Source organism: Roseibacterium elongatum DSM 19469, from assembly GCF_000590925.1.
In the GTDB taxonomy this organism is placed as follows: Bacteria; Pseudomonadota; Alphaproteobacteria; order Rhodobacterales; family Rhodobacteraceae; genus Roseibacterium; species Roseibacterium elongatum.
On sequence record NZ_CP004372.1, the window covers coordinates 1310011 to 1333910 of the forward strand.

Sequence of the window (23900 nt, forward strand, 5' to 3'; positions counted from 1 at the left end):
CATGCTGCGTATCCTGATCCCGATTCTGCTCTTGCTCGTTGGCCTGGCCGGGGGCATCGGCGCGGGCATGATCCTTGGTGGCGCCCCGCCCGAGGCAGCCGCCGATGGCGCGCCCGATCCCGTCGCGCCGCCCGCGCCCCCCACGGATGCCGCCGCCGGCCCGGCGCAGGGCACAAGCACGATCCGGGTCACGCCCGCCGGCGCCGATACGGAATATGTGCGGCTGAACAACCAGTTCATCGTTCCGATCATCCGGCACGGCATGGTGCGCTCGCTCGTTGTCATGGCCCTGACGCTCGAGGTGTTCACCGGCGACAATGAACTGGTGTTCGAACACGAGCCGCGCCTGCGGGATTCGTTCCTGCGGGTGATGTTCGCGCATGCAAACGCCGGCGGGTTCGACGGCAGTTTCACCGAGGCCGCGGCGATGGAGCCGTTGCGCATCGGCCTGCGCGAGGCGGCGATGCAGGTGCTGGGCGACTCGGTCCATGATGTGCTGATCGTGGATATCACGCGGCAGGACGCCTGAGCGCGCTACCCGTAATTTCGTCGCCGCGCCGCGTGGCGTTTGTGCCGGGCCACGTCCTTCCGCTGCAACTCGGCCAGGGCATGTTTGCGCCCGACGGCGCGGGCCGCGGCCTTTTGGGCCGTGGCCAGCCGGGCCTCGGCACGGGCCAGCGCCATCATTTCCCGGGCTTGCGCCTGCCGCAAACGTTCCGCCTGTGCCAGCATGGTCGCGGCCAGCACCGGGTCGGTGGCGGATTGCATCAATTGCCGCCGGTGCGCGGCCATCGCCTCGATCCTGCCCTTGATGATGTCGCGCGCGGTCCGCGCCGCGGTCACCGGGGCCTGGGCGCAATCCGCCAAGAGGCGCGAAACGGCGCAGAGCTGTTCGAGGCGCGGATCGGGCCGTTTCACGGACGCGCCCTCCGCCGCGCCTTCTGACGCATCAGATCCGCAAAGCGGATCGCCGCCGCCACCGCCCGGTAATGGTCCGGTTCGATCGCCGCCCCGATCTCGATCCCGGCATAAAGGGCGCGGGCCGTCGGGGGAGTCCGAAAAGATGGGCACACCGGCCTCGGCCGCGCGTTCCCGGATCCGGGCCGCGATGCTGTCCACGCCCTTGGCGAGACAGATCGGAACGCCGCCCCTGGCACGATCCCATTGCAGCGCGACGGCGTAATGGGTCGGGTTCACGATCACGACATCGGCCTTTGGCACATCGCCCAGCATGCGGTTCATGGCGATGGCCTGGCCCCTCTGGCGACGCTCCTGCTTCATGTGCGGGTCGCCCTCGGCGGTTTTCGCCTCGTCCATCAGTTCCTGTCGCGACATGCGGTTCTTCGTCTGATGCTGCTGCCATTCCCAAAGCCAGTCGATCCCGCCGATCACGGCGGACATCCCGGTCACCGCGATCAGGAAATCCAGCACGAGGCGACCCAGCAACAGCATGACCTGTCCCGGGGCGGCATAGATCGAGGTCATGATCGGTTCGGCCCGGGCCCAGAGATACAGCGCCAGCAGGAGCGAGACGACCGACAGCTTGACCGCCGATTTGGCAAACTGGAACAGGCCCTGCGCGCCGTATTTTTGCTGCGCGTTCGAGATCGGCGAGATCCGCGACAGTTTCGGCTCGAGCTTGGCCGGGCTGAACAGAAGGCCCCGTTGCCCGAAGAGGGTGACCAGCAACACCCCGGCGGGCACGGTGATCAGCGCGCCAAGCGCAAGGATTACCGGGCCGATGACCGCGGCCGCCGTCGTGGTGCCGCCGGGTGCCAGGATCACCGCGGCCATACGGTCGGCCTGGCCCAGGCTTGCGCGCATCAGATCGCCCAGTGTCTGAACAAGCCACGGGGCAAGCATGGCCCCCGCCAGAAGGAACCCGCCATAGGTCACCGCGGTGTTCAGGTCGGCCGATCGCGGGATCTCGCCCTTTTTGCGGGCGTCCTCGAGTTTGCGCGGCGTCGGCTCGTGTGGCTTGTCCGCCGGTTTTTCCGCCTCGCTCATCAGGGGGCCCCCAACGGGTTTGACAGCGCGCCCTCGAAGCTCGCCAGCCAGATCGGCAGGATGAAGGGCATGGACACAAGCAGCAGGGCCAACCCGCCCCAGGTGATGGCCGGCGCCCCGACAAAGGCCACCATCAACTGCGGCATGGCCTTGTTGATGACGCCAAGCGCCACATTGTAGAGCAGCGACGCGACCATGAACGGCGCGGCCAGCGAAAAGGCGAGGGCAAAACTGTCCGCCACCTTGGCGACGCCCCATCCGCCCAGATCGCGCGCGCCGGGCAGATCGCCGAAGGGCAGCAGCGCGTAAGAGCGCAGAAAGCTCTCCACCAGGTGGACATGGAGCCCCGAGATCAGCGCCAGGGTGACGCCGGCCAGCATCAGGATCGCCCCCATCGCCGGTTGCGGATCGGGCGAGGCCCCACCCATGATCTGGCTGAGCGACGTGGATTGCGCGGCGATGCTGCCGGCGATCTGCAAGGCATGGACCGTCAGCCGGAGTGACAGCCCGAGGATCAGGCCGGCCACGGCCTCGCTGAAAAAGGCCCGGATCGGCGGCGCGCCCGGCCCGAGGCCGCCCAGCTCCCCGATCATCAGCGGTGTCAGGAAAACGCTCAGCGCCAGCGCCGCGCCCAGGCGGATCCGCACCGGGATCATCTGGTCCCCCAATGCCGGCAGGACCAGAAACGCCGCCCCCACCCTGAGAAATACCGCGAATGCGGTGGCCAGCCACAGCTGGGTCAGGCCCAGCAGTTGTTGCAGCAGCTCGATCATGGGGCCGCCAGCCCGACAAGGGCGGGTTTGGCCTCGAGCCCGATCTCCTCGAAGGACAAGACCGGGTTCGAAATGCCCCGCGCCGTCAGAACGGTATGCAGGAACCGGCGCCGCAGGGACGAGGTCACGACCGCGGGATAGCTGCCCTTGGCCGTGGCCTGCGCCACCTTTTCGCCGACCGATTTCGCCAGCGCGTTGAACTGATCCGGGGGCAGGGCGACCTCGGGCAGGGTGGTCTCGCCGCCGACCTGGTGGCGCAGGAAGACATCCTCCCATTCATTGGCGAGTTGCACGAGAGGCAGGGTGCCATCGGCCCGCTTGAGATCGTTAATCAACTGGAACCCCAGGCGTTGGCGCACATGTTCACAGATCAACTCGGGCTGGGCCGCGCCGCTGCGCGCCTCGGCGATGGCCTCGAGGATCAGTGGCAGGTTCCGGATCGAGACCTGCTCGGCCAGCAGCAGACGCAGGATCGCATGCAGCAGGTCGAGCGGCACCTTGTCGGGCACCATCTCGTCGAGGAGGCGGCGGTTTTCCTCGGATCGGGTGCCGTCGGAAAGCGCCACGACGGCATCGAGCTGCCGCTGCAGCGTCTTAAAGGTGAGGAGCCGGTCGAGATTGCGCTTGATGACCTCAAGCAGATGGGTCGCCAGAACCTCGGACGGGGACACCACCGTCAGGCCCATCAGCGCCGCGCGTTCGCGATCTTCGGGCAGGATCCAGCGGGCCGGGGCGCCGTAGACAGGTTCTTCGACATCTTCGCCCTGCGGAAGGTCCTGTGCGTCGTCCCCGGCCAGGACCAGCACACGGTCCGGCTGCAACCGCGCCGAGGCATGTTCGACCCCGAGAAGGCGAATGGCATAAGTGCCGGATGGCAGGTCACCCCGGTCGGTCAGGCGCACCTCGGGCAGGATCAGGCCAAAGCCGCGGGCCACATGCTCGCGCATGTTGCGAATGCGGGCGTCAAGGCCCGTGGCCGGGTCGAGCGCCAGCGCCACGAGGTCGGGGGCGAATTCCACGTGGATGTCGTCGACATCGAGGAGATCGCCGATCTTCTCTTCGGGCGGGGCGGGGGGTGGCGCAGCGTCGGCGGCGCCTTCCCCCTCGGCGGTGAGCGCCCGGTGACGCAGATAGGCGGCCCCGCCCAGGGCCAGGGCGCCAAGGACGAAGGGCAGAAACGGAAGGCCGGGGACAAGCGCGAAGACCCCCATCAGAATGCCCACGGTCGCCAGCGCAGAGGGGTGTTTGCCCAACTGGCTGAGCAGGGCGCTGTCGGTGGCGCCCGTAGCCCCGCCCCGCGCCAGCAGCAGGGCCGAGGCGATGGCGATGATGACGGCGGGAATCTGGCTGACCAGCCCGTCGCCCACCGTCAGGATCGAGTAGGTTTCGAACGCCTGCGCCAAGGGCATGCCATGCATGGTCGTCCCGATGATCAGCCCCACGACAAGGTTCAGCATCGTGATCAGAAGGCCCGCGATGGCATCGCCCTTGACGAATTTCGAGGCCCCGTCGAGCGACCCGAAAAAGGTGGTTTCGGCCTGTTCGGTTTCGCGCCGGCGCTTGGCCTCGGCATGGTCGATCGCCCCGGCGGCCATGTCGCTGTCGATGGCCAGTTGTTTTCCCGGCATCCCGTCGAGGGCGAACCGCGCGCCCACCTCGGCCATGCGCGCGGCGCCTTTGTTGATCACGATGAAATTCACGATCAGCAAGACGCAGAAAATCACCAGGCCCATCACCACCGAGCCGCCGATCACGAACATTGCGAACCCCTCGATGACGCCGCCCGCCGCCCCCGTCCCGGTATGCCCCTGCCCGATGATGAGTTTCGTGGAGGACACGTTCAGCGACAGGCGCAGCATCAGCGAGGCCAGCAAGACCGTCGGGAAGGATGAAAAATCCAAGGGGCGTTCGATGAACAGCGTCACGGTGAAGATCAGGATGGCGAGGCCGAACGAGGCCGCCAGCCCGATGTCGAGCACGAAGCTGGGCACCGGCAGGATCATCATCACGATGACCGTCATCAGGGCCAGGGCGAACAGGATGGTGGGCTGGAAAAGCACCTCGATCCGTTTCATGGCAGCATCCTTGGCAAGGGCGACGCATTGGGCGCGATCAGGAAGGGGGCCGCACTGCGCCCTGCCAGCACCGACAGGGGCGGGCGGCGCGCCATGGAAAGGGGCGCGGCGGGCCGAGGGCCACGGCGCGGTTGCGCCGGTTCGCGTTCCCCGGACGGCTCGGCGCCGACGGGGGGTGTGAAGCGCGCGCGCAGCGCCCGGTAGCGGTCAAGGTATCGCGCGGCATGGTCCGGTGTGCGCGAGTGATAGGCTGCAACTGCCGCCGTCCAATCGCCCAATTCGCGATGGAGCCGGGCAAGAAACCGGGCCGCGTAGCGTGCATTGGCCAAAGGATCGAGCATCGCGGCAGCCGAAGCGAAGCCCTCCGCGTGCCACCTGTGGTTCACCTGGAAACAACCGACATCGACATTGCGCCGCCCTGTGGACAGGTAGGCTTGCAAGCGTGCCAGGGCCTCGTGGTGCGTGTCGATCCAGTATCCCCGGCCGGCGATGTTCAACGTCCAGGGCCATGGCGCCAACTGGCCATCGCGCCCGCGCCCTGACTCGAGTCGGGCGATGAGAAACAGGATATCACGCGGCACGCCGGTTTCGCGTGCGGCGATCCGGGCCGCCGCGTCGCAATCGGTGACCCCTGCGGCGCCGAGAGCCGCCGGTGGGGTGCCCTGGGCCGACACCCCGGCCACCATTGCCAAGGCTGCGAGGACGGCGGCGCAGGCGCGCCGAAGGTCTGCACGCCAACGGCCGCGCGTCGCCATGCGCCGTCTTGTGCCGGCATGGGCGTGATGGACTCTGACGACGCTGGCCCTCATGGCATCGGTCCTGCAAACAGCGATGTGATCGTCGCGCGCAAGGCTCGGCTGTCCTCGACGAGCTGCGAAAGCTTGGACAGGTCTGGCGCGGTCGCCGCGGCGGGCGTCTGGGCCGGGCTCGGCGCGCCGATGTCCTGGCGCGCGCGCAGCATACGTTGAGCCAGGCCTTGGCCTGCGCCCTCCGCTTGGTCGGCCAGGACGGCCCAATCCCGGCGCGCCCAGGCGGCCGGCAGGCTCGGTTCGGGCCCTGCGTCGCGATCCGGGCGGGCCGGCAGGATCACGATACGGTCGCGATCGCGCATGGCGGCGGCCGCGCGCCACAAGCCCGCCGCCTGGAGGTGGTCGATCACGGCCACCCGAATGCGCCCGGCCTCGGACCCCGTGGCCGCCCAATCGCGCCCAAAAAAATGGGCCAACACCGACAGCGCGGCCGTATCCCCATGCTCGAGGCGGTTTTCCAGAAGCGACGTAATCACCGGCTGTCGGATATCGGGCGACTGGACCTCGGCGTCCGACACCATGGCGATCGCCCGATCCATGTCGCCCGCGGCGGCATGGGCCATCACGACCTCGTGCCAAAGCCGGGCGCGGGTGGGACCGGGCGGCGTTTCGCGTAACAGCGCCTCGGCGGCGGTCAGCGTTCGGTCCTCAGGCGGCCGCCCATTGCCGCGATTGAGGGCCAACGCATGCGCCATCGTTTCCGCCGGATTGGCGCCATCCTGTTCCAGGGCCCGGTCGAGAATGGGCCGCAGCCCCTCAGACGGGGGGGCAATACCGAGATCGAGGTCGAGCAGGGCCACCGCCACGGGGCGTTGTCGACCGCCGCGCGCCAGGGCGTCGGCCACGTTGCGCGCGGCCGCGATGTGCCCGTCGGCCTGCAGCCTTCGGGCAAGATCCGGGCCGAGATGATCGCGCAGGATGTGCGGAAGTCCGGCGTGATAGCGCTGGATCTGGCCCATCTGCTCGTCGGAGAGCGGCTGTGTGTCGCTGCCCGTCACGTAGCGCCAGAAGAGTTCGTCGGGGCTGCAGGCGACGGTCTCCGTCGGCGCGGGAAATCGGGGGCGTCCTGTCCGTCCAGATAGGGCGGCAATCACCAGAAGCGGGCTGGGGTCGGCATCGACCTGGTGCAGCCAGAAGGCCGCTTCGGCCCCGAACCCATAGTAGAGATAATGCCGGGCCAGGGCGATCGCCCCATCGCGGACGAGCTGGTCGCGGTCGTCGAAGAGGCTGCGACGCAGCGCGCCAAGCCCCCGGTCGACCCCGGCCCCATCGGCCCAGTCTGCAACCCCGAGGCTCCGGCCCGCGCAGGCCAGAGGCGGCCGACGCGGCTCGGCGGCGGCGTCGGCATGATGGGCGGCATCGAACGCCGTTTCGGCCCGGATCGGAGGTGCCTGCCTTTGGCCGGACTCCGCGCCCGCCTCCGGCCCGAGAGCCGGTGTACCCGAACCGGGTGCCGTCGGGGGCAGCGGCGGCTGCGGGTCGGGCCGTGCGGCACCGGGCGTATCGGGGTCGGCCGGCGTTGCGATGGCCGGATCCGCGTCGCGCATGGGGCGTCCGGGCGTCGCCTCGAGCAAGCCGGACGCGGCCGCCCGGGCCAGTTGTTCGGCCATGATGGCCGCGGCTTCGCCGAGGTCGATCTCGGCCGCCGCAGCGGGGGTCAGTGCGCGGGCGGCGGGCACCGCAGGGGCGGCGGTATCAAGCCCGCGCGTGAGCAGGCGGGCAAGATCGGGCAGGGCCGCGGCGGCAGTGGCACGACGCTGGGCGTCCTCCGCGGCGCGCGGATTTGCGGCATCCTCGGCCGGATCGGCGATGTCGATGACGAGATAGCGGTCACGAAAGCGATAGGCATCCAGGGTGCAGTCGCAGGCAAGCGTGAGGGTCAGTGCGCCGTCCGCGCTCAATTCTGCCAGACGGTCGCGGCGAATGAGATCGAAAACCGTGCCAGTCTCGAAGCCGTCGGGCGCCGGGTCGACCGTCAGCTGCCAGCGTCGCGCCGCGCCCTCGAGGGCCCAACTCCGGTCAGGGCCAAGCGTCACGACCAGCCGCGTGAACCCGTCATGCTCGCCCGATCGGACCGGCAGCATTTGGGCCTCGGCCGGTTTGACGGAACCGGCCAGCACGCAAAGACCGACCGCGATCGCCAGCGCGCCCGACCGTATGTTCCGGGCAAGTCTCATGCCGCCGCCTGTTTGAGGCCGCGCAACGCATCCTCAAGCTCGTTGAAATTCGGGCGAATGTGGTGCGGGGTGTTCTGACGGCCCACCTCGATGCAGATATTCGTCGCGTGGTTGTGCAGATTCGCCACCAGCACTTCGCGGATCAGCAGGTAGAACTGGTGGTCTTCGGCGACCACGGCTTTCACCCGCGCCGCGAAAGGGCCAACGAACCCGTAGGCCAGAAAGACCCCGAGGAAAGTGCCGACCAGAGCGCCGCCGATCAAAGCCCCGAGGATTTCGGGGGGTTGGTCGATGGAGGCCATCGTCTTGATGACACCCAGAACGGCCGCCACGATGCCCAGGGCCGGAAGGGCGTCGGCCACTGTCTGCAAGGCGTGCGCGGGGTGTTCGGCATGGTGGAGGTTCTGCTCGAGCCGTTTGTCCAGCACCTCCTCGACCTGGTGGGGGTCGTTGTAGTTCATGGATGCCGAGCGCAGCGTGTCGCAGATCAACTCGACCGCCTCGGGATCGGCCTGAATGCGCGGGTAGCGGCCGAAAATCTCCGAGCCGGAGGGGTTCTCGATATGTTCTTCAAGCGTGACGGCATTCTGGCGACCCAGCCGGATCAGTTCGAACAACAGGCACAACAGGTCGCGATAATCCGTCGGCGTCCAGCGGGGCCCCTTGAACACCTTTCCCATGGCGCCAAGGGTGTGTTTCACGCCGCTCATGTCGTTGGAAATCAGAAAAGCACCGACTGCGGCGCCCAGGATCATCGTCATCTCATAGGGCAGCGATTTCAGGATGATCCCGATCTTGCCGCCGGCGGCGATATAGCCACCGAACACCATCACGAAGATGACGACAATACCGATGATGCCGATCATGGACGAGCCTCCTGCGGTTGCATGCCTGTCATCTCCGGAATTGCTTAATTTTCCGTATCTTCTGCCACTGGGGCCTCCGCGCCCGCGGGGGGCCGTCGCGTCGGTGCGGTGGCATTGCGTGTGGCCAGGACGACCGAGATCGCATAGGCCGCCGCCGGGTCAAGCTCGGCCAGCAGGGCCGCGCTTGTGGCCGGGGCCATTCGCGACAGGAAGCCGGCAGCGAAACTGGGTTCCATGCGTTCGAACAGGGGGGCGGCAGCCTCGGGCGGCATCGTCTCGTAGACGCGGGTCAGTTGCCCCAGATCGGTTTCGGCCGCGCTGTCGGAGAGCGCGACAAGACGGGCGAGCCGCGCCTCGGCCTGTTCAAGCGCCGCTAGGCGTTCTTCGACCAGGGCCTGGGCGGCCTCGACGGCGGCCTCGCGTACATCCAGTTCGGCTTCGCGTTCCGTCAGGCGCGCGCGCAGGGCGGTCGCTTCTTCGAGCGCGGTGCGCAGCGGCCCGGTCGGGCCGAGCCCCGCCGTTTCGGTCGCGGGGGCGGCGGGCTCCGTTGCCCATGCCCCATCGAGGGCGCCGAGGCGCAGGACGCCCGAGGCGGCGAACATCAGCCCCAGGCACACGAGCAACCATCCGCGGCGCGGCCGGCGTTTTCGCGGGATCGGCACGGTCCCCATCTCAGGCCTCCGCGCTTTGCGGGCGATGCCGGAACAGCGGCGTCGCGCCCTGTGCCGTGGCCTCCGTATCCGTCGCACCGTTGCGCCGCGACCCGAAGATCGGCATGTCGGCGGGGGGATCGGCCGGGTCCGAGGCTGCGGGCGCGGCGGCCGACTGCACCTCGATGGCGGTTTCGGCGAAGTCGTGACAGGCGGCGATCATCATCTCGAGTTCCGCCGAGATGTCCCTGGCCTGCCGCACGAGATCGTTCAGATGCTGCCCCGCCCCGTCCGATCCTGTCCGGGCCTCGGCCAGGGCGCGTTGCATGTCGTCGACCTGGGCGGACATCACGGCGATGGCGCCCCCGATTCCCTTGTCGAAGCTGCTGAGCCGCGCGAGGCGCCGCGACAGGATCATGCAATAGGCCGCTGCGCCGAAACTGGCGAGGAACAGCAGGATATCGGCGGCGTATGAAAAAAGGCTCGTCATTCAGTTCACCACGAATTGTGTCACGAGAAGGTCGCTCACCCGGTCGTCGCCGGTCACGACCTGAATGCGGCGCAAAAGCTGCGCGCGGATCCGCGCAAGGCTGGTGGGGTCGTTCACCTCATCGAGGCTGATCACCCGCAGATAGCCGTTGAGCACGTCCAGAACGCGCGGGGTCAGATGGGTCACCGCCCCCTCATGCTCGGGGGCGACCTCGAGCGCGGCGGTGAAAATCAGGTCGCGATTTCCGATCTCGGACCCGAGCGTGATGACGATGGTATCCAGCGGCACAAAGGCCACATCGGCCGCGGATGCACCCGAGCGATGGGCGGCGGGGGCCTGGGCCTGGGCGTCGGCGTCATCCGCGGCCGCGGCAGAGGGGGGGGCGGTCGTGGGCGATTCGGGGGCGAAAGGCCCGGTGGTCACGGCCCAAAAACCGCCGCCCCCCGCCGCCGCCGCCAAGAGGGCGCCGACAAGAATTGGGACCAGCAGGCCAGGTTTGCGCGGGGCGACTGTGTCAGGGGTTTCTTCCGCCATGTCGATTCCGATGATCACGTTCCGTTCTGCCCCGTGATACCGCGTCAGCCCTAACCGTTTGTTAATCGGCCCCGCGCTATGACCGATCCCGAACAGACCAGAAGGGTCTTGAGGAGTTTGCGGTCGTGGAAAACACGTTGACCAAGTTCTGGGGCGGTCTCGACACGCGCCGCCGCGCCTTTCTCGTGGGGGGTGGCGCGGCCCTGTTGGTCGTGGTGGTGATTCTGGCCCGTGTGGCCACGGCGCCGTCCTATGCATTGCTGTATTCCGGGCTGGACCCCGCCGCGGCGGGCGAGGTCGTCACGGCGCTCGAGGCGCGCGGCGTGCCGTTCCGGGTCAGCGGCACGGCGATCGAGGTCGAGGCCAGCCAGCGCGACAGCCTGCGCATGGCGCTTGCGGGCGACGGCCTGCCGGCGAACGGCCCGCAGGGATACGAGCTGCTCGATTCCCTTTCGGGGTTCGGCACGACCTCGCAGATGTTCGATGCCGCCTATTGGCGCGCGAAGGAGGGGGAGCTGTCGCGCACCATTTTGGCCAGCCCGCGAATCCGCGCGGCGCGGGTGCATATCGCGAATCCGTCCTCCGATCCGTTCCAGCCCGAGCGCGCGGTCACGGCCTCGGTCGCGCTGCGCCCTGCGGCCGGCGGCCTAGCGCCCGGCCACGCCCAGGCGCTGCGGTATCTCGTGGCGTCCTCGGTGCCGGGGCTCAGCCCCGAGAACGTGACCGTGATCGACGCGGATTCGGGCCATGTTCTGGGCGGAGAGGATCGCCTGACACCGGCCGCGGATGCGGCCGGACGGGCCGATTCCCTGCGCCTCAGCATCGAACGTCTGCTGGCCGCGCGCGTCGGCCCGGGCAATGCCGTGGTACAGGTCTCGGTCGAGTTGGACACCGCCCGAGAAACGATTCTGGAGCGCGTGATCGACCCCGACAGTCGCGTGGTCATCGCCACCGAAACCGAAGAGCGTGAGGATGCCTCGCGCGATGGCGGCGGGGCCCGCGGCGATGTGACGGTTGCCTCGAACCTGCCTGATGGCGACGCGCAGGAGGGCGACGGATCGACGGCGCAATCCACCGAAACGCGCGAACGTGTCAGCTATGACCTGTCGGAAACCCAGCGCGAGGTCGAACGCGCCCCAGGGGCGGTGCGGCGGATCTCGGTGGCGGTCCTGCTCAACGGCATTCCCGACGCGGGCACGGATGGGGCGGTTCGGCTTGTGCCACGCCCCGCCGAAGAAATCGCCGCGCTCGAGGCTCTGGTGCGGTCCGCGGTCGGCTACGACGCCGCGCGCGGGGATACGGTGACGATCGAGTCGATGGCCTTCGACGCTTCGGCCGTGACAGGCCTTCAGGAGGCGGGGTTCACCGACCGGATGAACCTCGATATGGGGCGGGTCGTGCAGAGCGTCGTGCTGGGCGCGGTGGCCCTGGCGATTGCGTTCGGCCTGCTGCGTCCGCTCCTGCGCGCCGATCCGGCCGTCTCGGGCGACATGGCGCGGATCGAGAGCGACGGGTCCCGCGGCGATGCGGCGCTCCAGCCGACCCTCACCGCGCCCGCGGCCCCCGACGCCCCCGCCACGCCCCCGCCGCTGGCCGCGGGTATGTCGGCGATGGGTCTGCCCGCAGACACGATGCCGGGACTGCCCGCGCCCGACCCCGGCCTGCCGCAAACCGGGGCGTCGGGCGCCGAACCGCTGCCTCTCGATCCCGTCGAGCGGCTGCGGCGCCTGATCGAGGAACGCGAAGAGGAAACCGTCGAGATTCTGCGCAGCTGGATGGAAGAGGATGAGGAGGATCTGCGCCAATGAGCCGGCCTTTGTCTCTGACCGATTTCGCCGTGCCGCAGGGCCCCGCCGTCGCCGACGCGTCCGCCCCTGCCACCCCGGAGGCCGCGACCGAGTCCGATCAGGAGGAGGCGCGCCTCGCCGCGTTTGAACAGGGGTATCGCAGCGGCTGGGATGATTGCGCCGCCGCCGAGGCCGAAGAGCGTGGCCGCGTCGGCGCGGATCTGGCCGCCAATCTCAGGGACATGTCGCATGGCTACGAGGCCACGCGACGCGAGGTGCTCATGGCACTGGACCCGCTCTTCGAGGCCGTGATCGCCCGGCTTTTGCCCGATCTCGCGGCGGCGGCGGTCATTCCCGTCGTCCAGGCGGAACTGTCCCGTATCGCAACCGAGCTGTCGGGCGGCCGGGCCGAACTGGTCGCGGCGCCATCCGCGATCCCCGTGCTCGAAAGACTCGTCGAAACCATGCCCGAGCATGACATCCGCCTGCAGCCAGAGCCGGCCTATGCCGATGCGCAAGTGTCGATCCGGTTCGCATCCGAGCAGCGCGATATCGACCTCGGGGCCGCGGCCGAGCAGATGGCCGAGGCCATTCGCGCCTTTACCAGAGACATCGCCGATCAGCAGGGCGCCGCGCCGCAGCCGCCCGACCTGACCCAGAAAGGAGCCGCCTGATGCCCGACATGCCCAAAGCCGCTGCCCTGCGGTCCCATTCCCTGCATGGGCTGCCCATCGAGATCCGTGTCTACGTGGGCCGCGCGCGTCCGCGGTTGGGCGAGATGATGTCGATGGAGCCCGACACGGTCTTGCCGCTGGACAGTCGCGTCGACGACAAGGTGGGGCTTTTTGTTGGCGATCGCCTGATCGCCGAGGGCGAGCTTGTGGAACTGGACGGCGCGCGCGCCGGGCAATTGGCGGTGCGCATCACGGATATGGCGGACCGGGCCGATGCGGGCGCGTGAGCTGCCCGCGCTTGGCCTGGCGGTTGCCCTGGCGGTTGTCCTCTGGCCGACCGGGCTTGCCGCGCAGGAGATCACCCTGGCCTTTGGCGAGGGCGGCGAGTTGACGGCCCGGGCGCTGCAGCTCATCGCCCTGATCACGATCCTCAGCCTCGCCCCCGGGATCGCGGTGATGATCACCTGTTTTCCCTTTGTCGTCACCGTGCTGTCGATCCTGCGCCAGGCGCTGGGTCTGCAACAGTCGCCGCCGAACATGCTGATCGTCAGTCTGGCGCTGTTCTTGACCTATTTCGTGATGGCCCCCGTGTTTCAGGAGGCCTACGCGGTTGGCATCGCGCCCTTGATCGCCGGCGAGACGCCCCCGGTCGAGGCCTTGTCCGCGGCTTACGCCCCCTTTCGCGGGTTCATGATGGCGCGGGTGGATCCCGAAACGCTCGGCAGCCTCGCCCTGCTGCGCGAGATCGACCTCGAGGCGACGGCCGGGGACGCGCCCGAGGCCTCTGTGCTGATCCCCGCCTTCATGCTCAGCGAGGTCGAGCGCGCCTTTCAGATCGGTTTCCTGATCTTTCTGCCCTTTCTCGTGATCGACCTCGTGGCCGCCGCGATCCTCATGTCGATGGGCATGATGATGGTGCCTCCGGCCATCGTGTCGCTGCCGTTCAAACTGGCGTTTTTCGTTGTCGCCGATGGGTGGGCACTGATCACGGGCGCGCTGGTGCGCAGTTACTTCTAGGTCCCTGCAAGGAGATGCCGATCATGGATGCCCGTCCCCAAACCCCCGCATCGTCGCGGGATGAAAAACTCGGGGCCATTGCGGCCCTGCTCGGCCCCGAGACGCTGGCGCGGTTGCGGGCGCGTGGCCTGCCGGCGCATGTGCCGGATCAGGCGGCCCCGGCCAGCGTGGCGCCGGATCGTCTGGCCTGGCATCAGAACCGCCTGTTGCAGCGCCTGCGGGATCGTCTCGACCAGGCGCCGCCCGCGCCACCGGGGCCGTCCCCGGACCGCCCGACCCCGGACCCGGACCCGGTCGCCGAGGCGCCGGGTGATGCGCCCATCGCCGCCGCGGCCGCACCGCGGCCGCAAGGCGGGATTGATGCGCGCATCGCATCTGCGCTTGATCCCATGCGCCTGGCCGACGAGCACCCTGCCGTCCTGGCCCATATCCTGCGCGGCATGGACAGGTCGTCGCGTGTGGCGACCCTGCATGCGCTGCCGGGATCGGTCGCACGCGCCGCGATCCAGCGTCTGCGCAATGGCCTGCCCGTCCGGTGACGGTGTAACCCGACAACGGCCGGGATAATTCTAGTATAAGAAAAACGGCCAGATTGGCCGGTCTTCTTCACAACCTGAGCCATACGGTCGGTCGCGGATTGGACTTGGACGATCGCGCCCTACCGGACGATGAAGTCGGCGTGCAGGGCGCCGGCGGCCTCGATGCTCGACAGGATGTCGATCATCTCGCGCGGCGACACCCCGAGCGCATTCAGGGCGGCCACGACCTCGGACAGGGAGGTGCCACCGCTGATTTCGGCCAGGCCGGTGCCGGGCTCCTCGACGATATCGGCATCCGTGCGCGGCAGAATGACGGTTTCCCCGTCTGCGAAGGGGTTGGGTTGAACGGCCAGGGGCTGTTCCTGGATCCGCAGGGTCAGGTTGCCCTGGGCCACGGCGACCCGGCTGATGCGCACGTCCTCGCCCATCACGATGGTGCCCGAGCGTTGATCGACCACGACCCGCGCGCGCGCCTCGGGCTCGACCAGGATGTTTTCGACACGCGTCAGTGCATGGGCGGGCGATGGCGCGCGCGTGGCGCCGATATCAAGCAGTACGGTGCCGGCATCCAGCATGACCGCGACGCCCCGGTCGAAGGCATGGTTGATGGCCGCTTCGATCCGGGCGGCGGTGGTGAAATCCGGGCTGTTGAGCGCCAGGCGCACCTGGCTGAGCGACGCAAGCTCGAAATCGATTTCGCGTTCGACCCGCGCGCCATTCGGGATCACGCCGGCCGTCGGGACGCCTTGCACCACACTGGCCCCGTCGCCCTCGACCGAGGCGCCGCCGGCAATCACGGCACCCTGGGCCACGGCGTAGATCTCGCCATCGGCGGCCGTCAGCGGGGTCATGACCAATGTGCCGCCCAAAAGGCTGTCGGCATCGCCGATCGCCGAGACCGTCACGTCGATCTGACCGCCCTGGCGCGCAAAGGGCGGCAGTTCGGCCGTCACGATCACCGCCGCGACATTTTGTGGCCGGAATTGTTCGCCCGTCACGTTCACCCCGAGCCTTTCGAGAATGTTGACCATGATCTCTTCGGTGAAGGGTGCATTGCGCAGGCCGTCGCCTGTGCCGTTCAACCCGACCACAAGGCCGTAGCCCACCAGATCGTTGCCACGCACGCCGTCGAACTCGACCAGATCCTTGATCCGGACGGGCATGGCCATGGCCATCGACAGCGACAGCCAGAGGGCGAGAAGCGCAGACAGAAAACGGGACATCTAGAGATACTCCGACAAAGACAGGCGCGACAGACGGGCCGTGACGACATAAAGGCTTTCGAGGCGCTGGCTCAGCTCTTCGAGCTCTGTGGCGGTGGTATAGGGATCGGCGCTGGTGATGCGGCCCTGTTCGATTTGCATGGCGCTGCGCATCGCCTCGTTCTGGACGCGCGCGGCCTCGAGCTGCCCCTCGGCGGTGCCGAGACCGGCGCGCAACGCGATCAGACCCGCCTCGCCGCTCTGCAAACGGTCGGCCGCGGCCTCGGTCAAGGCGCGGCGAGCTGCCGGTTCGGCCGGGCCCGCGCCCTCGGCGGTCAGCGCGGCCAGGGCCAACCCCGCCAGCGCGGTACGGATCGCCGTGTCCCGCACATCGACACCGATGTCGATGGCTTGCCCCTCGTCGACCAACACCTTGGGGGTAGGGCCGGCCCCGGCGGTGACGGCGAAACCGTCATAGCCCGCGCCGGCATCGTGAAACCAGGCATCGAGATCGGCGATCAGGCTGGCGCTGTCCGGTGCCGCCGCCGCAATCGGGCGCAGGGCGTCGAGGATGTCCTCGGCCGACCGCAGCGCCGGCTGATCGGGCCGATCGCCGGAAAACAGGCCCTGTCCGGCCACGCGGGTGTTCAAGCTGGAAATGGCCGCGGCAAACCTGTCGGGCGCATCGGCAAGGCGCAGCTGCAACTCGCCATCCGCCCCGGAACTGCTGACGGCCAGCAGCGATGGCCCCAGGCCCTCGATCTCGGCGGCGACCCGTCCCAGCGCGCTTTGCCGCGCCTCGGCGGTCAGGGCCGCCTGGGCGAGGCCGGTTGCGAAACTGTCGCTCAGGCGCAGCCGCCGCGTGATGTCGGACAGGGCCGAGAAATCGCCGCCTGTGGCACGCCCGAGATCCGAGCGTTGTCCTGTGGACAGCTCGGAGGTCAGCCGCGCCAGATCGGTTTTCAACTGCCCCGAGTCGCGTCGGAACAGCGCGTAGCGGGCCGCGTCGCCAAGGGTGCTCAGGCTCATGCGCCGATCCTCATCAATTCGTCGATCATCTCTTCGGCGGCCTGCATGACGCGGGCATTGGCCGCGAACATCTGTTCGATCTGAAGCAATCGCTGCATTTCGGCATCCGTGTCGACGCCGCGGGCCAGTTCCTCCTGTTTCAGGGCCGATTGCCGCGCCCCGGCATGGGCGGCATCGGTTTCGGCCGTCTGGCGCGCCAGCCCGGTCAGCGACAGATGATCCGAAACAAGGCCCGCCATGGACCGGCTGGCCGTCGAAAAGCCGCCCGATTGCGTCGGGCGCAGCGCACTCAGCGCATCGAGTTGGGCCGTCAGAAACGCGGCATTGCCCGGCGCGCCCTCGGACGCGGCGCCGAGACCGTCGCGCAAGCGCCAGACGGCCCCGCCCGCGGCCGGGTCGAGTGCCGCGTTGAGGCGCAGGCGCCCGGCCAGCCCGACCTCGGTCGCGGGGTCGACACGGGCGCCGGTATCGGTGAACAGGCCGGCCCCGCCGGCGGTCCCCGTCGGGTCGAGACCCGGTGCCTGCAGGCGTTCGGCCAGATCGCGCGCGACCGCGTCGATCCGGCCCTGTGCGGCCACGCCCCATCCGTCGCGCAGTTCGAACAGCGCCGCCAATTCGCCGCCCGCGAGGGCCGGGGTCGCGCCATCCAGCCGCAGGTCGCGCCCGTTCAGCGTCAGGCCCGAGAGCGTCCCCGAGGTGCGGGTCATGTCGGCGGCCATGACCGAGACAGGCGTGAAGCCGAGGGTCGCGGGCTGTCCATCGACCAGCGCCTCGCCATCGCGGCTGTAGAGATAGAGGGCGCCGGAGGCGTCGCGACGGGCCTGAAGGGGGATCTGGGGGGCGATCTCTTCGACCAAAGCGGCCTGGGCATCCATCAGGGCGGCGGCCTCTCCGCCGTTGTCGATGGCGCTGCGGATCTGGGTGTTGAGGTCCGCGATCTGGCGAAGCGCCCCGTTGATCCTGTCGACGCTCCGCGCGATGGCGGTGTCGGCCTGCAAGCGTTCGGCCTGGATGCCGTCCGATATGTCGTTGATCTGCGTGGCCAGGGCGCCCGCGGCCTCGACTGCGGCGGCAAGCTGCGTCTGGCTGTGCGGGGCATTGGCGGCCCCGACCAGCGTGGCCTCGAATTCGGCCAGTCGGGACGACAGGCTGCCCGGGGCATCCGGCGTCCCGATCAGGTTTTCGAGCCGGGTCATGAACCCGGCCTCGGTGCTCAGCGCCGCAAGGTCGGCATCCGCGAGGCGGCGCTGCCCCAGCAGGATCAGGTCTTCCTGGCGCAGAATGCCGCCGATCTGCGCGCCCGCCCCGGCATTGCCCGTGATGCGGGCGCTGACCTCCAGCCTGCGGACGCCGTAGCCTTCGGTCATCGCGTTGGCGATATTCGAAGACACCACGTCGGCCGCGCGTCCGGCCACGGTCAGGCCGGACAGGGCGTTGGAAAGGGTGCTCGAGATGCTCATGGGCGGACCCCGGCAGACAGGCCAGCGATCTCAGCGCTTCATGTTCGTGGTTTCCTGCAACATCTCATCCACGGTCTGGATGATCTTGGCGTTGGAGGAATAGGCCCGCTGGGTCTGGATCAACTGCGTCAGTTCGGCGGCGACATCGGTGGCTGACTCCTCGCGGGCATAGCCGACCATTTCCCCCGTCGGCCCGTCACCGGCATCCCACAGAAAGGCGCCACCACTGTTGGCGGTGATCGAATAGGTCTGATTGTCATGGGCCATCAGCCCGTTCATGTTCGGCACATCCACCACCGGGATCTGGTAGATGACGCGGGTCATGCCATTGTCGTAGATCGCATGCAGCAGGCCATTGGCATCGACCTCGACCGTGCTCAGGTCCCCGACGGGCGAGCCATCCTTGACGACGGGCGCGCGGGCGAAGGTATCGGAGAGCTGGGTCAGCCCGCCCGGTTCGCCCGGAATGCCGATATCGAGATCGAGCGGCCCCCCATCGACCGTCAGCGACAGGGTGCCGGTGGCCGGGTCGAACGGGCCGCCGGTGATGGGTGCCACCGTCTGCAGGTTGCCGCCATTGCCGCGGGCATCGTCGAAGGTGACGGTATATTCCCCGATCACGGCGCCATCGCTGGCGGAATCGCGGATCGTCATCGTCCATTCGTTCGAGCTGCCGGTGGCGGGGACGCTGGGCGAGAACTCGATCTCGAGATACTGCGATGTGCCGAGATTGTCGTAATATTCCGCCGACATGATCATGCTGTCGCCATCGCCGCCGGCCTCGGTCGAGGTGGCGGGCAGGTTCACCGACAATTCCATCCGCGTGGTCGGGTCACCGATGAACTGGTTTGTGTTGAGCATGATCGGCTCGAGCCCCGCGAAGGTGTCGCGTGGATAGGCCGGGATCGAGCCATCGGCATTGGCCGGCCAGCCCATCAGGACCTCACCGGTCTGGGTGCGCAGGATGCCGTCGGCATCGGGGCGAAACGACCCGGTCGAGGCCAGCATCACCGGCAGATCCTCGCCGCCATCGTTCAGGGCCGCGGCCGAGGTGACCGGCAAAAGGCCCCGGCCGCCGATAGCGATATCGGTGGGGTTGTCGGTGGAGACCAGCGTGCCGCGCTGGTCGATCATGCGCGAGACGGTCGCGCGCACACCGCCGGCCGAATAGCTGCCATCCGATTGCATCACGACCATCGAGTGGAAATCGGCCACCGCCCGTTTGTAGCCGTAGGATCCGGCATTGGCGATGTTGTCGGCAATCGTGGCCAGGCGGCTGGCGTTCACGGTCAGGCCCGCCACCCCGGAATTGAGCGAGGAGGAAATCGTCATCTCATGCGCCTTTCTGCTGCACTCGGGTTTTCGCCAGTCTGCCCTTGTGTGTGTTAAGGCCAGCCTAACAGATCGAATTTTAGGAATTTTGCGGGGTCACACGTCGTTTCGGATCAGCACGACCGCGAGTCGGTCATTGCGAGGGGCCATCGGGTCGGCGGCGACCGGGGCGCGATCGGCGTGGCCGGTGACACGGGCGATACGGCGCGCGGGCAGCCCCCCCGCCTCGAGCAGAAGGCGCATGACCTGGGCCCGGTCGGTCGATGTCTGCCATCGGCTTTCGGAGGCCACGACAAGGGGCTCGGCCGCGACATGCCCGGCAATGCCCACCCGGTTGGTGACGGTGGAAAACAGCTGCGCCATGACAGCGGCCAGACCGGGCAGCCACGGGGCGGGTTCGCCCGTGACCGGGTCGAAAAGGGGCGCACCGGGACGCGAAAAGACCTCGATCACCAACCCCTCGTCGGTCAGGCGCGAGTTGACATGGGGCAGGGCGAGGTCGCTGACCATGCTGTCGCCGCCGCGCCCCATCAGCGCATCCTCCAGGGCCTCGAGCGTGGCGATCTCACGCTCGGCCGAATGGTCGGTGCCCTGAAGCCCCAAGGCCTGCCGCCCCTCGGTCGGGCGACGGTTGGTGGCCCCGGTGCCGTTCTGCGCGATCGTGGTTTCCGAAAACACGCTGTCGCCGCCGAAACTGCCGTCGCCGCCGCCCGAGATGCGGCTGATGGGAATGGTGGGGCTGAAATAGTCGGCAATGCCCTTGCGCTGTTGCTCGGTCGTGGCGTTGAGCAGCCACATGAGCATGAAGAACGCCATCATCGCGGTGACGAAATCGGCATAGGCGACCTTCCACGCGCCGCCGTGGTGGCCATCGCCCGAAACGACCTTCTTGCGCTTGATGATGATGGGGCGCTGGTTTGTGCCCTCGGCCATCCTGAACCTCCGCCTTGGTTCGAACCTGCCTAGCGCGGAGTCGTGAAAACGGCGTTAAGACCGACTGTCACGAAAAAGCGACGCCCCCCGATCAGGAAGCGCCGCCGGTCTTTCGGGAGGGGCCGGTCTGCCCGCGCCCCCCCTTGTCGGGTCGCGTCAGCCGATGATCGCGTTCAGCGTGGCCGAGGGGCGCATCACCGCGGCGGTCTTGGCCGGGTCGGTGTGATAGTAGCCGCCAAGGTCCGCCGGGCTGCCTTGTGCCGCGGCCAGCTCGCCCACGATGGCCTCTTCGCCCTCGGCAAGGGCCTTGGCGATGGGGGCGAAATGCGCGGCCAGATCGGCATCGTCGCCTTGCGCGGCCAGCGCCTCGGCCCAGTAGCGGGCGAACCAGTAGTGGCTGTCGCGGTTGTCGGTCTGCCCGACCTTGCGCCCGGGCGACCGGCCATGGTCGAGAATGCCCTGCGTGGCGACCTCGACCGCCTCGCCCAGAACGCGGGCCTTGGCATTGCCCTTGGCGTCGGCGAGAAACTTGAAGCTTTCTCCAAGGGCGCAGAATTCGCCAAGACTGTCCCAGCGCAGGTGGTTCTCGGCCTGCAACTGCTGCACGTGCTTGGGGGCCGAGCCGCCGGCGCCGGTTTCGAAAAGGCCGCCGCCCTGCATCAGTTTGACGATCGACAGCATCTTGGCCGAGGTGGCCAGCTCGAGGATCGGGAACAGGTCGGTCAGGTAATCGCGCAGCACGTTGCCGGTGATGGCGATCGTGTTCTCGCCCTTGGTGATGGTCTCCAGCGAGGCACGGGTTGCCTCGCGCGGGGCCATGATCTCGAAGCGGTCGGACACGCCCTTGGCCTCGAGGATGGGCTTGACGTATTTGATCAGCTCGGCGTCGTGGGCGCGGGTCTCATCCAGCCAGAAGATCGCGCGGTAGCCGGTGGCCGCCTGCCGCTCGATGGCAAGGTTCACCCAATCCTCGATCGGGGCCTTGCGCGCGCTGGCCGAGCGCCAGATGTCGCCTGCCTGGACGGCATGCTGGTGCAGGACCGTGCCGTCCTCGAGGATCATCTTGACGGTGCCGTCCTCGGGGATCTCGAAGGTGGTGGGGTGGCTGCCGTATTCCTCGGCCTTCTGCGCCATAAGGCCAAGGTTCTGCACGGTGCCGGCGGTGGCCGGGTTCAGCGCGCCGTTTTCCTTGAAGAACGCGATCGCCTCGTCATAGACCGGGGCATAGGAATTGTCGGGGATGACGCAGTTGGCGTCGGCCTCGTTTCCATCGGGGCCCCAGCCCTTGCCGCCGGCGCGGATCAGGGCGGGCATCGAGGCGTCGATGATGACGTCCGAGGGGACGTGCAGGTTGGTGATGCCGCGGTCGCTGTCGACCATGTACATCGGCGGGCGGTCGGCGGTGACGGCCTCGATCGCGGCCATGATCTCGGCGTTGCCCTTGACCCGGTCCAGCAGGTCGCCGAGGCCCGAGTTGGGGTTCACCCCAAGTGCGGCCATCTCGTCGCCGAACTGCTCGAAGACCGGGGCCAGCCATGCCTTGACCGCGTGGCCAAAGATGATCGGGTCGGACACCTTCATCATCGTGGCCTTCATGTGCAGAGAGAACAGCGTGCCCTCGTCCTTGGTCTTTGCAATTTCCTCGGCCAGGAACGCGTCCAGCGCGGCGGCGCTCATGTAGGTGGCGTCGACCACGGTGCCCTCGGGGTAGGAGACGCCCTCTTTCAAAACGGTCTCGCCCGCGGCGGTTTCCAGCACGATCCTGGCGGTCGCGGGTTTGTCCAGCGTCGCCGACACCTCGTTCGAGAAGAAGTCGCCGCCCGACATCGAGGCGACGCGCGTCTTGCTGCCCGAGGACCACGCGCCCATGCGGTGCGGGTTGGCCTGGGCGAACGACTTCACGGCGGCGGCGGCGCGGCGGTCGGAGTTGCCTTCGCGCAGGACCGGGTTCACGGCCGAGCCCTTGATCGCGTCATAGCGCGCGCGGGTCTCTTTCTCGGCGTCGGTCTGTGGCGTTTCGGGATAGTCGGGCAGGGCATAGCCCTGCGATTGCAATTCCTTGATGGCGGCGACCAGCTGCGGCACCGAGGCCGAGATGTTGGGCAGCTTGATGACATTCGCCTCGGGCGTTTTCACCAGCTCGCCCAGGTCGGCGAGGTCGTCGGACTGGCGCTGTTCCTCGGTCAGGGTCTCCGGGAAAGCGGCGATGATCCGGCCCGCGAGGCTGATATCCCTGGTGCCGACGCTGACACCTGCCGCATCGGCGAAGCGCTGGATGATCGGGAGGAGGGAGGCCGAGGCCAGTTCAGGCGCCTCGTCGACCTTGGTGTAGATGATGTCGGGGGTGTTCTCTGCGCTCATCGGATCCGTGTCCCACTACAATACGGGCGGGGGCTGCTCCCGTCCCTTCCTAACGGTATGCCATAGTACACCGTGCGTCGTCGGTCCATGCCATATTGCACATTAAGACGGGACGAGTTGACGCGCTGCCTATGGCAGCGGCCGCCGTGTCCACCCTCCTTGCGCCTCTGGCTCATGCCGCCTGTCAGCGTAGACCGAGGGCCTGCCTTGCGCCAGCCCGCGCTAAAGCAGCGACTGCAGGTAGCGTCCATAGGCGTTCTTGTGAAAGAGTGCGATGCGTGCGCTCAGGGCGTCACCGTCGATCCAGCCCTTGAGAAAGGCGATCTCGTCAGGGCAGCCGGTTTGCATGCCTTGGCGCTGTTCCAGCGTCCGCACGAAATTTCCGGCATCCAGCAGGCTGCCATGGGTGCCCGTATCAAGCCAGGCATATCCGCGCCCCATGGTCTGCACCGCCAGGGCGCCCTCCGCCAGATAGCTCTCCAACAAGGTGGTGATCTCAAGTTCGCCCCGGGCCGAGGGTGTCACCTCGGCCGCCCGGTCCGATGCGGTTTCATCCAGAAAATAAAGCCCCGTCACAGCATATTGCGAGGGGGGTGTCTGCGGCTTTTCGATGATCGCCCGGACGGATCCGTCGTCGGCGAAATCGAGCACGCCGTAGCGTTCCGGGTCTGCCACGCGATACCCGAAGACCGTGCCACCCGTCGTCGCGACATCGGCCTCGGCCAGCAGGGCCGACAGACCCTGCCCGAAAAAGATGTTGTCGCCCAAAACCATCGCCGAGGGCGCCCCGGCCAGAAAATCGTGCGCCAGCAGATAGGCCTGGGCCAGCCCGTCCGGCGAGGGCTGGCTGATATAGCTGAGCATCAGCCCCCATTGCCCCCCCACTCGCCCAGCTGCGCTGGAATTGCGCCTGATCCTCGGGTGTGGTGATGATCGCGATGTCGCGAATGCCCGCCAGCATCAGCACCGACAGGGGATAGTAGATCATCGGCTTGTCATAGATCGGCAAGAGCTGCTTGGAGACACCCAGAGTGATCGGGTAGAGCCGCGTTCCCGAGCCGCCGGCCAGGATGATGCCTTTGCGTGTCTTCATGTCGGCGTGCCTTTCGGATCGTGGCGGGCTGGACAGCCTCGCATGCGCGTTCATGCCTAGCGCGTTCCGCGGTCACGGAACAAGGCAGGGTG

Annotated in this window: 21 protein-coding genes and 1 pseudogene; 6 read left to right on the forward strand and 16 right to left on the reverse strand. The window is 68.1% G+C overall.

Features of this window, described 5'->3' with window-relative positions; all coding sequences use genetic code 11:
- The first annotated feature begins 1 nt into the window (after window position 1).
- The gene (locus ROSELON_RS06210; protein ID WP_038650243.1) at window positions 2-529 is read left to right on the forward strand and encodes a flagellar basal body-associated FliL family protein; all 528 of its coding nucleotides are present in this window, start codon (window positions 2-4) and stop codon (window positions 527-529) included.
- A gap of 5 nt (window positions 530-534) precedes the next feature.
- On the opposite strand, the gene flhB is transcribed toward ROSELON_RS06210, so the two are convergent.
- From flhB to ROSELON_RS06260, 9 genes are read right to left on the reverse strand one after another with little or no spacing between them, the layout of a single operon-like run.
- Window positions 535-2007 carry a flagellar type III secretion system protein FlhB gene (flhB, locus tag ROSELON_RS19275; protein ID WP_455363790.1) on the reverse strand — a complete coding sequence of 491 codons (1473 nt, stop codon included), beginning with the start codon at window positions 2005-2007 and terminating at the stop codon, window positions 535-537.
- On the reverse strand, window positions 2007-2780 hold the full coding sequence (locus ROSELON_RS06225; RefSeq protein ID WP_025311564.1) for a flagellar biosynthetic protein FliR: 774 nt from the start codon (window positions 2778-2780) through the stop codon (window positions 2007-2009). Before ROSELON_RS06225 ends, flhB begins: the two co-directional genes overlap by 1 nt.
- Window positions 2777-4855, reverse strand: coding sequence for a flagellar biosynthesis protein FlhA (flhA, locus tag ROSELON_RS06230; RefSeq protein WP_025311565.1), 2079 nt, complete (start codon window positions 4853-4855; stop codon window positions 2777-2779). The genes ROSELON_RS06225 and flhA overlap by 4 nt, the downstream gene beginning before the upstream one ends.
- Window positions 4852-5664: a transglycosylase SLT domain-containing protein gene (locus ROSELON_RS06235; RefSeq protein WP_156945869.1), complete on the reverse strand. Its 813-nt coding sequence runs from the start codon at window positions 5662-5664 to the stop codon at window positions 4852-4854. The genes flhA and ROSELON_RS06235 overlap by 4 nt, the downstream gene beginning before the upstream one ends.
- Window positions 5661-7841: a hypothetical protein gene (locus ROSELON_RS06240; protein ID WP_025311567.1), complete on the reverse strand. Its 2181-nt coding sequence runs from the start codon at window positions 7839-7841 to the stop codon at window positions 5661-5663. Before ROSELON_RS06240 ends, ROSELON_RS06235 begins: the two co-directional genes overlap by 4 nt.
- Complete coding sequence (gene motA / locus ROSELON_RS06245) at window positions 7838-8707, reverse strand: flagellar motor stator protein MotA (protein ID WP_025311568.1); 870 nt, start codon at window positions 8705-8707, stop codon at window positions 7838-7840. The genes ROSELON_RS06240 and motA overlap by 4 nt, the downstream gene beginning before the upstream one ends.
- A gap of 44 nt (window positions 8708-8751) precedes the next feature.
- The gene (locus ROSELON_RS06250) at window positions 8752-9378 is read right to left on the reverse strand and encodes a MotE family protein (protein ID WP_051508369.1); all 627 of its coding nucleotides are present in this window, start codon (window positions 9376-9378) and stop codon (window positions 8752-8754) included.
- A gap of 1 nt (window position 9379) precedes the next feature.
- On the reverse strand, window positions 9380-9847 hold the full coding sequence (locus ROSELON_RS06255) for a DUF6468 domain-containing protein (protein ID WP_025311570.1): 468 nt from the start codon (window positions 9845-9847) through the stop codon (window positions 9380-9382).
- Window positions 9848-10270 carry a flagellar basal body-associated FliL family protein gene (locus ROSELON_RS06260; RefSeq protein ID WP_245605425.1) on the reverse strand — a complete coding sequence of 141 codons (423 nt, stop codon included), beginning with the start codon at window positions 10268-10270 and terminating at the stop codon, window positions 9848-9850.
- 236 nt (window positions 10271-10506) lie between these two features.
- On the opposite strand from ROSELON_RS06260, the gene fliF reads away from it, so the two are divergent.
- Genes fliF through ROSELON_RS06285 form a run of 5 tightly spaced genes read left to right on the forward strand, consistent with a single transcriptional unit; the run spans window position 10507 to window position 14398 of the window.
- Complete coding sequence (fliF, locus tag ROSELON_RS06265; RefSeq protein WP_025311572.1) at window positions 10507-12189, forward strand: flagellar basal-body MS-ring/collar protein FliF; 1683 nt, start codon at window positions 10507-10509, stop codon at window positions 12187-12189.
- On the forward strand, window positions 12186-12842 hold the full coding sequence (locus tag ROSELON_RS06270; protein ID WP_025311573.1) for a hypothetical protein: 657 nt from the start codon (window positions 12186-12188) through the stop codon (window positions 12840-12842). The genes fliF and ROSELON_RS06270 overlap by 4 nt, the downstream gene beginning before the upstream one ends.
- A complete protein-coding gene (locus tag ROSELON_RS06275; RefSeq protein ID WP_156945870.1) occupies window positions 12842-13129 on the forward strand; it encodes a FliM/FliN family flagellar motor switch protein in 288 nt (95 codons plus the stop codon). Before ROSELON_RS06270 ends, ROSELON_RS06275 begins: the two co-directional genes overlap by 1 nt.
- A complete protein-coding gene (gene fliP, locus ROSELON_RS06280) occupies window positions 13116-13859 on the forward strand; it encodes a flagellar type III secretion system pore protein FliP (protein WP_025311575.1) in 744 nt (247 codons plus the stop codon). Before ROSELON_RS06275 ends, fliP begins: the two co-directional genes overlap by 14 nt.
- Window positions 13860-13882: 23 nt before the next feature.
- A complete protein-coding gene (locus ROSELON_RS06285; protein WP_156945871.1) occupies window positions 13883-14398 on the forward strand; it encodes a hypothetical protein in 516 nt (171 codons plus the stop codon).
- A 119-nt stretch (window positions 14399-14517) separates the two neighbouring features.
- Here the strand turns inward: ROSELON_RS06285 and ROSELON_RS06290 are convergent, their stop codons facing one another.
- The 7 genes and pseudogenes from ROSELON_RS06290 to rfbA form a co-directional block, all read right to left on the reverse strand.
- On the reverse strand, window positions 14518-15621 hold the full coding sequence (locus ROSELON_RS06290) for a flagellar basal body P-ring protein FlgI (RefSeq protein ID WP_025311577.1): 1104 nt from the start codon (window positions 15619-15621) through the stop codon (window positions 14518-14520).
- The gene (locus ROSELON_RS06295; protein ID WP_025311578.1) at window positions 15622-16629 is read right to left on the reverse strand and encodes a flagellin; all 1008 of its coding nucleotides are present in this window, start codon (window positions 16627-16629) and stop codon (window positions 15622-15624) included. It lies immediately after the preceding gene.
- Window positions 16626-18089 (reverse strand): flagellar hook-associated protein FlgK, encoded by a 1464-nt coding sequence (gene flgK, locus ROSELON_RS06300; RefSeq protein ID WP_025311579.1) that lies wholly within the window; start codon window positions 18087-18089, stop codon window positions 16626-16628. Before flgK ends, ROSELON_RS06295 begins: the two co-directional genes overlap by 4 nt.
- Before the next feature lie 30 nt (window positions 18090-18119).
- Complete coding sequence (locus ROSELON_RS06305; RefSeq protein WP_025311580.1) at window positions 18120-19421, reverse strand: flagellar hook protein FlgE; 1302 nt, start codon at window positions 19419-19421, stop codon at window positions 18120-18122.
- A gap of 96 nt (window positions 19422-19517) precedes the next feature.
- Window positions 19518-20354: a flagellar motor protein MotB gene (locus ROSELON_RS06310; RefSeq protein ID WP_025311581.1), complete on the reverse strand. Its 837-nt coding sequence runs from the start codon at window positions 20352-20354 to the stop codon at window positions 19518-19520.
- Window positions 20355-20510: 156 nt separating this feature from the next.
- Window positions 20511-22715 (reverse strand): NADP-dependent isocitrate dehydrogenase, encoded by a 2205-nt coding sequence (locus ROSELON_RS06315; protein WP_025311582.1) that lies wholly within the window; start codon window positions 22713-22715, stop codon window positions 20511-20513.
- A gap of 222 nt (window positions 22716-22937) precedes the next feature.
- Window positions 22938-23808, reverse strand: a pseudogene (gene rfbA / locus ROSELON_RS06320) (glucose-1-phosphate thymidylyltransferase RfbA).
- Window positions 23809-23900 lie beyond the last annotated feature (92 nt).

Bases quoted from the DNA above. Each gene is read 5' to 3' on its own strand.
- ROSELON_RS06210 (WP_038650243.1), top strand. From the start codon at position 2: ATGCTGCGTATCCTGATCCCGATTCTGCTCTTGCTCGTTGGCCTGGCC.
- flhB (WP_455363790.1), bottom strand. From the start codon at position 2,007: ATGAGCGAGGCGGAAAAACCGGCGGACAAGCCACACGAGCCGACGCCG.
- ROSELON_RS06225 (WP_025311564.1), bottom strand. From the start codon at position 2,780: ATGATCGAGCTGCTGCAACAACTGCTGGGCCTGACCCAGCTGTGGCTG.
- flhA (WP_025311565.1), bottom strand. From the start codon at position 4,855: ATGAAACGGATCGAGGTGCTTTTCCAGCCCACCATCCTGTTCGCCCTG.
- ROSELON_RS06235 (WP_156945869.1), bottom strand. From the start codon at position 5,664: ATGAGGGCCAGCGTCGTCAGAGTCCATCACGCCCATGCCGGCACAAGA.
- ROSELON_RS06240 (WP_025311567.1), bottom strand. From the start codon at position 7,841: ATGAGACTTGCCCGGAACATACGGTCGGGCGCGCTGGCGATCGCGGTC.
- motA (WP_025311568.1), bottom strand. From the start codon at position 8,707: ATGATCGGCATCATCGGTATTGTCGTCATCTTCGTGATGGTGTTCGGT.
- ROSELON_RS06250 (WP_051508369.1), bottom strand. From the start codon at position 9,378: ATGGGGACCGTGCCGATCCCGCGAAAACGCCGGCCGCGCCGCGGATGG.
- ROSELON_RS06255 (WP_025311570.1), bottom strand. From the start codon at position 9,847: ATGACGAGCCTTTTTTCATACGCCGCCGATATCCTGCTGTTCCTCGCC.
- ROSELON_RS06270 (WP_025311573.1), top strand. From the start codon at position 12,186: ATGAGCCGGCCTTTGTCTCTGACCGATTTCGCCGTGCCGCAGGGCCCC.
- ROSELON_RS06275 (WP_156945870.1), top strand. From the start codon at position 12,842: ATGCCCGACATGCCCAAAGCCGCTGCCCTGCGGTCCCATTCCCTGCAT.
- fliP (WP_025311575.1), top strand. From the start codon at position 13,116: ATGCGGGCGCGTGAGCTGCCCGCGCTTGGCCTGGCGGTTGCCCTGGCG.
- ROSELON_RS06285 (WP_156945871.1), top strand. From the start codon at position 13,883: ATGGATGCCCGTCCCCAAACCCCCGCATCGTCGCGGGATGAAAAACTC.
- ROSELON_RS06290 (WP_025311577.1), bottom strand. From the start codon at position 15,621: ATGTCCCGTTTTCTGTCTGCGCTTCTCGCCCTCTGGCTGTCGCTGTCG.
- ROSELON_RS06295 (WP_025311578.1), bottom strand. From the start codon at position 16,629: ATGAGCCTGAGCACCCTTGGCGACGCGGCCCGCTACGCGCTGTTCCGA.
- flgK (WP_025311579.1), bottom strand. From the start codon at position 18,089: ATGAGCATCTCGAGCACCCTTTCCAACGCCCTGTCCGGCCTGACCGTG.
- ROSELON_RS06305 (WP_025311580.1), bottom strand. From the start codon at position 19,421: ATGACGATTTCCTCCTCGCTCAATTCCGGGGTGGCGGGCCTGACCGTG.
- ROSELON_RS06310 (WP_025311581.1), bottom strand. From the start codon at position 20,354: ATGGCCGAGGGCACAAACCAGCGCCCCATCATCATCAAGCGCAAGAAG.
- ROSELON_RS06315 (WP_025311582.1), bottom strand. From the start codon at position 22,715: ATGAGCGCAGAGAACACCCCCGACATCATCTACACCAAGGTCGACGAG.